This is a genomic window from Pseudomonas sp. TE12508, from assembly GCF_056279485.1.
In genome coordinates this window covers 343,421-356,337 of record NZ_JBWCCN010000005.1, presented here as the reverse complement: position 1 = coordinate 356,337, position 12,917 = coordinate 343,421, and the positions used below count along the sequence as shown (strand labels likewise).

General features: G+C 59.9%; 7 protein-coding genes. 6 read left to right on the top strand and 1 reads right to left on the bottom strand.

Annotated elements, in window-relative coordinates; translation table 11 throughout:
- The first annotated feature begins 203 nt into the window (after positions 1–203).
- From recC to yfiB, 6 genes are all read left to right on the top strand, one after another.
- Positions 204–3,656 carry an exodeoxyribonuclease V subunit gamma gene (recC, locus tag ACZ9IM_RS09465; protein WP_476223766.1) on the top strand — a complete coding sequence of 1,151 codons (3,453 nt, stop codon included), beginning with the start codon at positions 204–206 and terminating at the stop codon, positions 3,654–3,656.
- Positions 3,653–7,342 (top strand): exodeoxyribonuclease V subunit beta, encoded by a 3,690-nt coding sequence (gene recB, locus ACZ9IM_RS09460; RefSeq protein ID WP_476223765.1) that lies wholly within the window; start codon positions 3,653–3,655, stop codon positions 7,340–7,342. The genes recC and recB overlap by 4 nt, the downstream gene beginning before the upstream one ends.
- Entirely contained in the window at positions 7,339–9,447 is a 2,109-nt protein-coding gene (recD, locus tag ACZ9IM_RS09455) for an exodeoxyribonuclease V subunit alpha (protein WP_476223764.1), read from the top strand. The genes recB and recD overlap by 4 nt, the downstream gene beginning before the upstream one ends.
- Positions 9,448–9,565: 118 nt before the next feature.
- Positions 9,566–10,141: a regulatory sequestration protein YfiR gene (gene yfiR / locus ACZ9IM_RS09450; protein WP_476223763.1), complete on the top strand. Its 576-nt coding sequence runs from the start codon at positions 9,566–9,568 to the stop codon at positions 10,139–10,141.
- Positions 10,138–11,406 carry a diguanylate cyclase DgcN/YfiN gene (gene dgcN, locus ACZ9IM_RS09445; RefSeq protein WP_476223762.1) on the top strand — a complete coding sequence of 423 codons (1,269 nt, stop codon included), beginning with the start codon at positions 10,138–10,140 and terminating at the stop codon, positions 11,404–11,406. The genes yfiR and dgcN overlap by 4 nt, the downstream gene beginning before the upstream one ends.
- Before the next feature lie 5 nt (positions 11,407–11,411).
- The gene (gene yfiB / locus ACZ9IM_RS09440; RefSeq protein ID WP_476223761.1) at positions 11,412–11,915 is read left to right on the top strand and encodes an outer membrane lipoprotein YfiB; all 504 of its coding nucleotides are present in this window, start codon (positions 11,412–11,414) and stop codon (positions 11,913–11,915) included.
- Here the strand turns inward: yfiB and ACZ9IM_RS09435 are convergent.
- A complete protein-coding gene (locus ACZ9IM_RS09435) occupies positions 11,912–12,859 on the bottom strand; it encodes a LysR family transcriptional regulator (protein ID WP_007900639.1) in 948 nt (315 codons plus the stop codon). The two genes, yfiB and ACZ9IM_RS09435, sit on opposite strands and share 4 nt — an antisense overlap.
- Positions 12,860–12,917: the final 58 nt, after the last annotated feature.

Below are 12,917 nucleotides of genomic sequence, written 5' to 3'. Positions count from 1 at the left end.
GATGGTAGTGTGGGGTTTCCCCATGTGAGAGTAGGTCATCGTCAAGATTAAATTCCGAAACCCCTATCTGCGTATGCAGGTAGGGGTTTTGTTTTGCCCGCAGGAAAGTTCGTACAGCATTATCGGACCGCTCCCGGCTGTCACAGTCTGATGACAGTGCTAAGGTTCGGCCCTAGCTTTTGTATTTTCCCAAGGAAGCCTTTATGCCGGACGCTACGTCTCTCAGTGCTGGTTTTATGGTGGTTCACGGCAACCGTCTGGACGAGTTGCGCAGCCTGGTGGTCAGCTGGATGCGGCGCTACCCGCTGGCTCCCTTGGAAAATGAAGTCGCCCTGGTACAGAGCAACGGCATCGCCCAATGGCTGAAGCTGGCACTGGCCGAAGACCCCGAAGATGACGACATGGGCGGCTGCGGAATCGCCGCTGCCATCGATGTGCAGTTACCGGGCAGCTTCATGTGGCAGCTTTATCGCATGGTACTGGGACGTGACGAGATCCCGGTCAAATCCCTTCTCGATAAAGCCCCGCTGACCTGGCGTCTGATGCGTCTGTTGCCACAGTTAATCAACCAGCCGCACTTCGAACCTCTGCAGCGCTTTCTTACCCATGACACCGACTTACGTAAACGCTATCAACTGGCGGAGCGACTGGCGGATCTGTTCGACCAATATCAGGTCTACCGTGCCGATTGGCTAGAAGACTGGGCAGAAGGTCGTCATCAGTTACGAAATGGTAGGGGCGAGGCCAAAGCCCTGACCCCGGCCAACTGTTGGCAGGCGGAGCTGTGGCGTGCGCTGTTGCTGGATGTCGGTGAACAAGGCATGGCGCAAAGCCGCGCAGGCGTCCACCAACGCTTTATCGAGCGCATCAATAGCCTCGACGTAGCGCCGAGTGGATTGCCTTCGCGGGTGATCGTTTTCGGGATTTCTTCACTGCCTGCTCAGGCCCTGGAAGCGCTTGCCGGGCTTGCTCGATTCAGCCAGGTCTTACTGTGCGTACACAACCCATGTCGTCACCATTGGGCGGACATCGTCGCTGATAAAGATCTGTTGCGACATCAGTACAAGCGCCAGGCTCGCAAGAGCGGCATGCCGGTCGTGCTCGACGCGCAAACGCTCCATCAGCATGCCCATCCGCTACTGGCCGCGTGGGGCAAGCAGGGGCGGGACTACATTAATCTGCTCGACAGCTACGACGATCCCAATAGCTATCGCTCGGCATTTCGCGACGGGCGCATCGATCTTTTCAGCGAAAGCCAGCCACGGAACATGCTCAATCAATTGCAGGACGATATCCTGGAATTGCGTCCCTTGAACGAGACTTGCGAGCGTTGGGCTGCTGTCGATCTGAAAAAAGACGAATCGATCCGTTTTCACATCGCCCATAGCGCTCAACGCGAAGTGGAAATACTCCACGATCAGTTGCTCGCACGATTCAGTGCTGACACAGACCTCAGGCCTCGCGACGTAATCGTGATGGTCCCGGACATCGACAGTTATGCCCCGCATATCCGTGCTGTTTTTGGTCAGATCGATCGCTTTGATCCGCGCTTCATTCCTTTCACACTTGCGGATCAAGGCCAGCGCGGCCGGGATCCGCTACTGATTGCTGTCGAACACCTGCTCAAACTTCCCGACAGTCGTTTCCCTGTCAGCGAGATCCTAGATCTGCTCGACGTTCCCGCATTACGCGCCCGGTTTGGCGTAGAGGAACGAGATCTGCCGACCTTGCATCGCTGGATCGAAGGCGCAGGCATTCGCTGGGGGATGAACGCCGAGCAGCGTGCGGGCCTGGGGCTGCCTGAAGAACTGGAGCAAAACAGCTGGCGTTTCGGTCTGCGACGGATGTTGCTGGGTTATGCCGTGGGCAGCGCCAGTGCCTGCGAGGGGATTGAACCCTACGACGAAATTGGTGGTCTGGATGCCGCGCTCATAGGCCCTTTGGTGGCGTTGTTGGATACATTGGAAGTTGCTCACCAGGAACTCACTCAACCTGCAGCGCCCAAACAATGGGGCTCGCGGTTGCAAGCTTTGGTGCAGTTATTCTTCCTGGCCAGCAACGAGCATGACGACTATTTGTTGGCCCAACTCGAAGAGCTGCGTGAGACCTGGCTTGAGACCTGCGAGTCCGTAGGTTTGCACGACGAATTACCGTTGACCGTAGTCCGTGAAGCCTGGCTGGCGGGTCTCGACCAAGGTCGCCTGTCTCAGCGCTTCCTTGCCGGGGCCGTTAACTTCTGTACCTTGATGCCCATGCGAGCAATTCCCTTCAAACTGGTCTGTCTGCTTGGCATGAATGACGGCGATTACCCTCGCGCGCAACCGCCGCTGGATTTCGACCTGATGGGCAGTGACTACCGCCCCGGTGATCGCTCCCGACGTGAAGATGATCGCTATCTGTTGCTGGAAGCATTGTTGTCGGCACGCGACCAACTCTATATCAGTTGGGTCGGCCGCAGTATTCGGGACAACAGCGAGCGCCCTGCTTCGGTGTTGATAGGGCAGTTGCGTGATCATCTCGGCAGCGGCTGGCGACTGCACGATGATAATGATGACCTGCTTGAGTCCATGACTCAGGAACACCCTCTGCAACCTTTCAGCGCTCGCTACTTTCATGAAGGCGATGATCTATTCAGCTACGCCAGCGAGTGGCAGGTTCTACATCAAGCCAGTGATCTGGCGACTGATATCGAAGTGCTTGAACCCTACGTCCAGGACGAGCCGCTGAGCCTGGGTCAGCTGCAGGATTTTCTGCGCAACCCTGTACGACATTTCTTCAGTCACCGGCTCAAAGTGTTCTTCGAGGCTGCAGAAGTGCCTTTGGCTGATGAAGAGCCATTTGTACTCGACGCGCTGCAACGCTATAGCCTCAGCGACAGCTTGCTTGAAGCGGCACTGGGGCAACCGGACCAAACCGATCAGGTACTGGAGGCGCAGGCAAAACGCCTGCAAAACAGCGGGCTCTTGCCCATGGCCGGTTTTGGCGAATGTCTTCAGCGAGAGTTGATCGAGCCACTGCCGGATCTGCTGCTGCGTTATCAGCAGCTTCTGGCGTTATGGCCGACCCCGCTCACCAGCGCGTTGCCGGTGAGTGTGGAACTACAAGGATTGCGTCTGGAAGGCTGGCTCAGTGGCCTGCATCAACGCGCAGATGGCGGGTTGTTGTCGGTGACTACGATTCCCAACAGCATCGGTTCGGTCAAGGCCCGCAAATGGCATCGCCTGACGCGACCTTGGGTCAATCACCTGGTTGCCTGTGCCAGCGGCATGCCGATGACCACTGCGTTGGTGGCCAGCGACGACAGTTTGTTGCTCGGTCCGCTGGAGGAGGCCGCAGCATCCCGGGTTCTGGGTGACCTGTTGTTGGCTTGGCAAACGGGCATGCGCCAGCCGCTGCCGATTGCAGTAAAAACAGCGTTCGCCTGGCTCGCTCAAACCGACCCGGCCAAAGCTGACGCCGCTGCCCGCAAGACCTATGAAGGCGACGGCCAGACCACTGACGGCGAGCGCCGCGAAAGCCCGGCACTCGCTCGGCAATTCGCCGACTACGATGCTCTGATTGCCGATGAAACCTTCCCCGATTGGTGCGACGCTTTGTATCGGCCTCTGCTTGAAGCCCCTTGGCGTTCATTGACCAGCGAGGAGGCGCGCGCATGACCACGAAAACACCGCTGGCCCTGGCATTCCCCCTGCGTGGTAGCCAACTGATCGAAGCCAGCGCCGGGACCGGCAAGACCTTCACTATTTCTGCGCTGTACTTGCGTCTGGTCCTTGGCCACGGCGGCGAATCGAGTGGTTTTGGCCGTGAATTGCTGCCGCCGCAAATCCTGGTGGTGACCTTCACCGATGCCGCGACCAAAGAGCTGCGCGAACGTATTCGTACCCGGCTGGCTGAAGCCGCACGGTTTTTCCGCGATGAGACACCGGCACCGGATGGCCTCATTGCTGAATTGCGCGAGCAGTACTTCCCCGAGCAGTGGTCCGGCTGTGCAAACCGCCTGGACATCGCCGCCCAGTGGATGGATGAAGCGGCGGTATCGACCATCCACAGTTGGTGCCAGCGCATGTTGCGCGAACATGCGTTCGACAGTGGAAGTCTGTTCACCCAGACCCTGGAAACCGATCATAGTGATTTGCTCGGCGAAGTCCTGCGCGACTACTGGCGACTGTTCTGTTATCCAATGCAAGGTGATGCACTGAACTGGGTTCGCGGCAATTGGGGCGGCCCTGCGGCGTTGCTACCACGAGTGCGTGGGTTGTTCGCCAGCGAGCGTGACAGTGTTGAAGGTAAAGAGCCTGCCGAGTTGATTGCCGAGTGCCTGCAGGAACGACGGGCCGCTTTGCTCGATCTCAAGATGCCCTGGCGCCAATGGGCGGATGAGTTGCTTGCCATCTGTCACCAGGGTGTCGCAAGCAAGAGCGTCGATGGCCGCAAGATGCAGCCGCGCTACTTCGAACCCTGGTTCGAAAAGCTCCGGGCCTGGGCCGAGGATGAGTCTCTCGAGCAACTGGACATTGGCACCGGCTTCACTCGTCTGACTCCCGATGGCATGACTGAAGCCTGGAAGGGGGAAGCCCCCCGTCATCCCGGTCTCGATGCGATGGCCGGTCTCAAGACCAGTCTCGATGGTTTGCCGACTCCCGATGCCGCTGTGTTGCAACACGCCGCTCACTGGGTCGGTGCGCGGTTCGAGGAAGAAAAGCGTCGCCGCGCGGAAATGGGCTTCGATGACATGTTGCTGCGTCTCGATGCGGCTTTGCAGTCCGAAGGCGGTGAGCGCCTGGCAACGCTGATCCGCGAGCAGTTCCCGGTCGCGTTGATCGACGAGTTCCAGGACACCGACCCGGTGCAGTACCGAATCTTCGAGAGCATTTATCGCATCGAAGATAACAATCCTGAAACCGGTCTGTTTCTGATCGGCGACCCGAAGCAGGCGATCTATGCCTTCCGCGGAGCCGACATCTATACCTACCTGCGCGCTCGCCAGGCCACCACTGGCCGCCTGCATACCCTGGGCACCAACTTCCGTTCCAGTCATGGCATGGTCAGTGCGGTAAACCATGTGTTCGAGCGCGCCGAATCTCGTGAGCAGGGGCGCGGAGCATTCCTGTTTCGTGAGAAAAATGGAGAGAACCCGGTACCGTTCCTGCCCGTCGAATCCCAGGGACGCAAAGAAGTCCTGCAGATTGATGGTCAGGCTGTACCGGCCCTGAACATCTGGCACCTGTCCGCCGATCAGCCACTGTCTGGCGCGGTGTATCGGCAACAATTGGCCGCCGCCTGCGCCAGTGAAATCACCGCGCTGCTCAATGGCGGTCAGCAAGGCTGTGCTGGCTTCATCCAGGACGGTAAGGACTTCAAAGGTCTACTGCCATCGGATATTGCAATTCTGGTGCGCGACGGCAAAGAGGCCCAGGCCGTGCGTGGCGAACTTTCGGCCCGCGGCGTGCGCAGTGTTTACCTGTCAGACAAGGACTCCGTGTTTGCCGCGCAGGAAGCCCATGACCTGCTGACCTGGCTCAAGGCCTGTGCCGAACCGGATGTCGAGCGTCCCCTCCGCGCCGCGCTGGCCTGCATCACGCTGAACCTTTCGCTGGCTGAGCTGGAGCGGCTGAATCAGGACGAACTGGCGTGGGAAGCGCGGGTCATGCAGTTCCGCGGTTATCGCGAGCTCTGGCGCAAACAGGGCGTGCTGCCAATGCTGCGACGTTTGCTGCACGACTTCCAACTGCCCCAGGCGTTGATCGCGCGCAACGATGGCGAGCGGGTGCTGACCAACCTGCTGCACCTGTCCGAGTTGCTACAGCAGGCCGCCGCCGAGCTTGATGGCGAGCAAGCCTTGATCCGTCACTTGTCCGAGCATCTGGCATTGTCCGGTCAGGCTGGCGAAGAACAGATCCTGCGCCTGGAAAGCGACGAGCAACTGGTCAAGGTTGTGACCATCCATAAATCCAAAGGGCTTGAATATCCGTTGGTGTTTCTGCCATTCATCTGCTCGGCAAAACCGGTGGATGGCAGCCGTTTGCCGTTGTATTACCACGACGCGACGGGCAAGGCTCAGGTGAGCTTGAAGCCGACGCCGAAGTTGATCGCCCAAGCCGATGATGAGCGCTTGGCCGAGGATCTTCGGCTGCTCTATGTCGCCCTGACCCGGGCACAACATGCTTGCTGGCTCGGAGTGACGGACCTCAAGCGCGGCAGTAACAACGGCTCGACGCTGCACCTTTCAGCGTTGGGTTATCTGCTGGGCGGTGGTGCACCATTGGCCGAGTCGGCCGGGTTGCGGCGATGGCTGGAGGATTTGCAGCAGAACTGCCCGGCGCTGAACTACGGTGAAATGCCTGAAGCGAGCGCCGAGCATTACCATCCGCCGCGCAATGAAGCGACCTTGCTTGCGCCGCTGATACCCAAGCGCAAGGCCAGCGAAAACTGGTGGATCGCTTCCTACAGCGCCTTGCGTATTGGCGACAGTCTGAGCGTGGGCAGTGACGAAGCCCCGGAGAGCCCGCAAGCCCAAAAGCTTTTTGACGACGAACGTCTCGATCCGCAAGCGCCGCGAGAAGTGATTGCTGGCGGCGCGGATATCCATCGATTCCCTCGCGGGCCGAACCCCGGCACATTTCTCCATGGATTACTCGAGTGGGCCGGTGACGAAGGTTTTGCCACTGCACCACAAACTGTGGAAGACGCCATCGCCCGCCGCTGCAATCGCCGTGGCTGGGAAGGCTGGATCACGACATTGAGTGACTGGCTACAGCACTTGCTCAAATCCCCGCTGCACGTCGGCGGCGGGCAGGCACCGGTGGTGTTCGAGCAACTGACCCAGTACCGGGTCGAGATGGAGTTCTGGTTCGCCAGTCACAAAGTCGATGTGCTCAAGCTCGATGAACTGGTGCGCCAATACACCCACAACGGCGTGGCCAGGGTGGCCGCCGAACCGGTGCTGCTCAATGGCATGTTCAAAGGCTTCATCGACCTGACGTTCGAGCACGACGGTCGTTATTACGTCGCCGACTACAAATCCAATTGGCTGGGCGTCGATGACGCGGCCTATACCGAGCAGGCCATGGAGCAGTCGATTCTGGACAACCGTTACGACCTGCAATATGTGTTGTACCTGCTCGCCTTGCATCGCCAGCTCAAGGCGCGGCTGGTCGATTACGATTACGATCGGCATATCGGTGGGGCGTTGTACCTGTTCCTTCGCGGTACTCGCGCGACCAGCCAGGGCGTGTACTTCGCCCGTCCGCCACGGGAGCTGATCGAGCGTCTGGACCGGTTGTTCCAGGGCAAGCCAGAGCCCAAGGCCGAACCCGCCTGGGAACAGGGAGTACTGCTATGAGTCGCACCTTCGCCGATTTGCTGCCCACGCCATTGGCGGCCGAAAGTCTGGCGGATCTGGCCCCCCTGAGTCGCGCAGATGACTTGTTGCTGCTGCTCACGCGCTGGGTCGAACGCGGTTGGCTGCGTGCGCTGGACAAGGCCTTCGTGGCCTTTCTCCACGAAATCGCCCCCGACGATGATCCGCTGGTGCTGCTGGCCGCCGCGTTGACCAGTCACCAGTTGGGCCACGGCCATGTTTGCCTGGATCTGTTCGAAACGCTGAAAGAGCCGGACTTCGCTTTGTCGCTGCCGCCGGAAGGTGATCTGCAAAGTGGCGCGATGTTGCTGCCGTCGCAATTGCTTGAGGCGCTGGAGGGTGCTCATTGGTGCAAGGTCCTGGCGTCGAGCCGTCTGGTGGCTCTGGCCGTCGATGGGCGTGAGGCCGCGCAGCATCGGCCGTTGGTGCTGTCGGGAAAACGCCTGTACCTGCGCCGCTACTGGGCTTACGAACGGCGCATCGATAACGCCCTGCGTCAGCGCCTGGCTGCACACGAAACGACACCGAGTGATTTGCCCCAACGCCTGACCGGCCTGTTCGGCCCTGCCAGGCCTGATGAAGTGATCGACTGGCAGAAGCTCGCTTGCGCCCTGGCTACCCGTAGCGCATTCAGCATCGTCACCGGCGGCCCGGGGACCGGCAAGACCACTACGGTCGTACGCTTGCTCGCATTGCTACAAGCGCCCGCGGTGGAAGCCGGCAAACCGCTGCGCATTCGTCTCGCGGCACCCACTGGCAAAGCTGCCGCACGATTGACCGAGTCCATCAGCCAACAGGTTCAAACCCTGGAAGTTGCTGAAACGGTGCGGGAGAAGATCCCGTCGGATGTGACCACCGTGCACCGTTTGCTCGGCAGTCGTCCCGGTACCCGGCATTTCCGGCACCACGCCGGCAATCGTTTGCCGCTGGATGTATTAGTGGTGGACGAAGCCTCGATGATCGACCTGGAAATGATGGCCAATCTGCTCGACGCATTGCCGGCCCATGCCCGTCTGGTACTGCTCGGTGACAAGGATCAACTGGCGTCGGTAGAGGCCGGTGCCGTCCTGGGCGATCTGTGCCGCGATGCCGAAGCCGGTTGGTACAGCCCGCAGACATGCCAGTGGCTGGAGTCAGTCAGCGGGGAAAACCTTGGTGGCAGCGATTTGCACGAAGACATCAACGGAGCGCATCCCTTGGCTCAGCAAGTGGTGATGCTGCGTCACTCACGGCGCTTCGGCGAGGGCAGCGGCATTGGCCAGTTGGCCCGTTGGGTCAACCGGCAGCAACCCGAGGAAGCCCGCAAGTTACTGGCGGCTGGAAGCCATGGCGACGTATTTTCCCTGCCCCTCAAGGGTGAGCAGGACCGGGCGCTGGAGCGTTTACTGCTCGAAGGCCATGGCGAGGGGCCGCAAGGTTATCGGCATTACCTGAGTCTTTTGCGCAGTCAGCGGCCACCGCTCGACAGCCCGCTCGACGATCCAGGCTGGACCCATTGGGCTCGTGTGGTCCTGCAAGCTTTCGACGCCTTCCAGCTATTGTGCGCGGTACGCAAAGGGCCTTGGGGTGTGGAAGGCTTGAATCAGCGAGTGACCGACGCGCTGCTCAAGGCTCGGCTGATCGACAGCGACCACCAATGGTACGAAGGTCGGCCCGTGCTGATGACCCGCAACGACTATGGCCTGGGTTTGATGAACGGCGATATCGGCATTGCCCTCGAGCTGCCGGAGCGTGAGGGGGCCGAGGCGGGACGGCAAGTGCTGCGTGTGGCCTTCCCGCGCAACGATGGCCAGGGTGGTGTGCGCTTCGTTCTGCCAAGTCGGCTGAACGATGTCGACACCGTGTACGCCATGACCGTACACAAATCCCAGGGCTCGGAATTTGCCCATACGGCGCTGATTCTGCCGGATGCCCTGAACCCTGTGCTCACCAAGGAACTGATCTATACCGGCATAACCCGGGCCAAACACTGGTTCACCCTGATTGAGCCTCGTGCCGGCGTATTCGAAGAGGCCGTGCGGCGCAAGGTCAAGCGCTTGAGCGGGCTGATGCTGGAGCTGGAAGAGGGTATCGAGCCGAGTCACTGAGCGGGCGGCGCCAGACGACGGAATCTGTACGAAGTGCCGTGGTACGTGGCCTCGCTGGTGTTTCGGTGCTGTGCTATCGTTGCGGCATCATTTCGTTGCGATCGAAGAGAATCCCTGCATGAAGGTGGCTGTCTGGACGACAGAGCGCGTTATTGGTTGCAAGAGAGCGCTGCTTGCCGGCTTTCTCTGTTTGTTGACGGGCGTTGCCTTCGCTCAGCCGGAAACCGCCGTAAGCAAGGCCGACCAGCGCGCCAGATCAGTCACTCAGGTGGTGCTCGGGATCCTCAGTTATGCCCGGTGGCCTGTTGAGCCTCAACAGTTGCGTCTGTGCGTGGTCGGCCCTACCGAGTACACCGACGATCTGGTCAAGGGCACTACCCAGGCCACTGGTCGGCCTGTCACCGTGCGACGGCTTTTGGCCGACAACCCGGCCATTGCCGGCGAATGCGACGCGGTGTACATCGGCAAGCTGACCAGCGACGAACGCAGTCGATTATTCGCCTCGCTGACAGGGCGCCCGGTGGTGAGCATCAGCGAAGGCGGCGATCAATGCACCGTCGGCAGTCTGTTCTGCCTGCGGGTCGGCGATGAACAAGTATCCTTCGAGGTCAACCTCGACTCGGTCGCCCGCAGCGGTGTGCGCATCCATCCCAGTGTGCTGCAACTGTCGCGTCGCAAGCCGGCGGCACCATGAGTCTATTCAAATCCCGTATACGTCCGACCCTGGGGGCGGTTATAGGTCGTGGACATTTGATCGTCGCCCTGGTGGGCGTGGCCATGGCCAGTGTTTCGTTGACCCTGCTGGGGGTTCTGGCCTTGCGGGTTTATGCCGATCACAACCTGCATCTGATCGCCCGTTCGATCAACTACACCGTGGAAGCCGCGGTGGTGTTCAACGATAAGGTCGCCGCCACCGAAGCGCTGGCATTGATCGCGTCTACCGAAGAAGTGGCCGATGCACAGGTGATGGACGAGAAAGGTGAGTTACTCGCACGTTGGCAACGGCCGGAAACGGGATTGTTGTCCGATCTTGAAGTGCAGATCGCCCGGGTGATTCTGGAAAAACCCATCAGCATGCCGATCGTCCATCAAGGTCAGGAAATCGGCAGCATTCTGCTCATCGGCCACGGCGGCAGTCTCATGCGCTTTTTGCTCAGCGGCCTGATGGGGATCGTCTTGTGTACCGCTGTCAGTGCCTGGGTTGCGCTCTATCTGGCGCGGCGGCAATTGCGGGGGATCACCGGCCCGTTGCGCAGCTTGGCTGCCGTGGCTCACGCCGCTCGCAGCGAGCGAGCCTTCGACCAGCGCGTACCGCCCGCCGACATTGCCGAACTCGACAACCTGGGCAACGACTTCAATGCCTTGCTCGATGAGCTCGAGTCCTGGCAGACCCACCTGCAAAGCGAAAACGAAACCCTGGCCCACCAAGCCAGCCATGACAGCCTGACCGGACTGCCGAATCGAGCATTTTTCGAAGGCCGCCTGATGCGTGCCTTGCGCAATGCCGGCAAGCTCGATGAACGAGTGGCCGTGCTGTTCCTGGACAGCGACCGGTTCAAGGAGATCAACGATAACTTTGGCCATGCTGCCGGCGATGCGGTGCTGGTCGCCGTGGCAACCCGGGTTCGTTCGCAACTGCGTGAAGAGGACTTGGTCGCGCGTCTGGGCGGCGACGAGTTTGCAATCCTGCTCACACCGCTGCACAAGGCCGAAGACGCCGAACGGATTGCTGACAAAATCATCGCCAGCATGGAAATACCCATCCAGTTGCCGGGCAGTACCCAGGTGTTGACTTCACTCAGTATTGGCATCGCCGTGTACCCCGATCATGGGGTCACACCGGGCGAGTTGCTCGATGCTGCCGACGCCGCGATGTACCAGGCCAAACGCCTTTCCCGAGGCGCGCAGCAAACGGCAGGGGCGGAGCTCCCTGTCGCCCATGTTCAAACCAGGAGCTAATGTCTGTGTTCACCTTCAATCAGCGTTCTCTGCGATTTTTCACGATCACCCTGTTCCTGGCCTTGCTGGCATTGACCGGTTGCCAGACGGTACCGCAAAAGGGCCTGACCCCGGCGCAGATCGCTGTGCTCAAGCAGCAAGGTTTCGAAATGACGGATGATGGCTGGGCCTATGGCCTGTCAGGTAAAGTTTTGTTCGGCAGCGATGTCGAGAGCCTCAATCCTGCCAGTACCGAGATCGTGGAGCGCATTGGCAAGGCGTTGTTGAGTGTGGAAATCGAACGGGTGAGGATCGACGGCCACACCGATGCGTCAGGCAAGGAATCCTATAACGAACAACTTTCTCTGCGTCGCGCAAAAAGCGTCGGCAAGGTGTTGACCACCGTCGGCATAAAAGAAGAAAACATCCAACTGCGCGGCCTGGGCAGCAGTAAGCCCGTCGCTTCCAACGACACCGCGGTCGGACGCACCGAGAACCGTCGGGTGTCGATCGTGGTGAGCGCGGATTAATCGGCGAACAACATCTCCCGACTTTCCCCCATCAACAGCGCTTGATTCTGCTCGGTGACCCCACGGATGTAGTCCCACAACAAGGTAATCCGCTTGAGTTTGCGCAGGTCTTCCCGGCAGTACATCCAGAACTGCCGGGTAATGGTGATCTCTTGCGGCAACACCGGCAGCAATCGCGGGTCCTGAGCTGCCAGGAAGCACGGCAGAATCGCCAGTGATCGTCCTTGCTGCGCCGCCACGAACTGCGCGATCACGCTGGTGCTGCGCAGATTGGCACTGGCACCGGGCAACACATTCGCCAGGTACAGCAGCTCCGAGCTGAACGCCAGATCGTCCACATAACTGATGAATTGATGCTTGCCCAAGTCTGCCGGGCGGCGGATCGGTGGGTGCTTGTCCAGATAATCCTGGGTCGCATACAGCTGCAGTCGGTAGTCGCAGAGTTTGCAGCAGACATACGGGCCATGTTCCGGTCGCTCCAATGCGATGACGATGTCTGCCTCGCGCTTGGACAGGCTGATGAAGTGCGGCAGCGGCAGGATGTCCACCGAGATCGCCGGGTAGGCGTCGACGAAGTGGCTAAGCTGCGGAGTGATGAAAAAACTGCCGAACCCTTCGGTGCAGCCCATGCGTACATGCCCGGACAACGCCACGCCGGAGCCCGAAACCTGTTCGCAGGCCATGTGCAGAGTGCTTTCGATCGACTCGGCGTAACCCAGCAGCCGCTGGCCTTCGGCAGTCAGGACGAAACCGCTGGTGCGGGACTTTTCGAACAGCAACGTGCCCAGCGAGGTTTCCAGCGAACTGATGCGTCGCGACACGGTGGTGTAGTCCACCGCCAGGCGCTTGGCTGCGGTACTGGCCTTGCGAGTGCGGGCAACCTCGAGGAAGAACTTGAGGTCATCCCAGTTCAACGAGCCTAAAGACGTGATGTTTTTTTGCATGATGGACCGGCTTTTATGTGCGTTCTTATTAGAAGTTTGCACATCTATACTCCAAAAA

What these genes read in the sequence shown, in the direction of transcription:
- yfiR (WP_476223763.1), top strand. Translation starts at nt 9,566, where the DNA reads ATGAAGGTGGCTGTCTGGACGACAGAGCGCGTTATTGGTTGCAAGAGA.
- recB (WP_476223765.1), top strand. Translation starts at nt 3,653, where the DNA reads ATGACCACGAAAACACCGCTGGCCCTGGCATTCCCCCTGCGTGGTAGC.
- recC (WP_476223766.1), top strand. Translation starts at nt 204, where the DNA reads ATGCCGGACGCTACGTCTCTCAGTGCTGGTTTTATGGTGGTTCACGGC.
- ACZ9IM_RS09435 (WP_007900639.1), bottom strand. Translation starts at nt 12,859, where the DNA reads ATGCAAAAAAACATCACGTCTTTAGGCTCGTTGAACTGGGATGACCTC.
- recD (WP_476223764.1), top strand. Translation starts at nt 7,339, where the DNA reads ATGAGTCGCACCTTCGCCGATTTGCTGCCCACGCCATTGGCGGCCGAA.
- dgcN (WP_476223762.1), top strand. Translation starts at nt 10,138, where the DNA reads ATGAGTCTATTCAAATCCCGTATACGTCCGACCCTGGGGGCGGTTATA.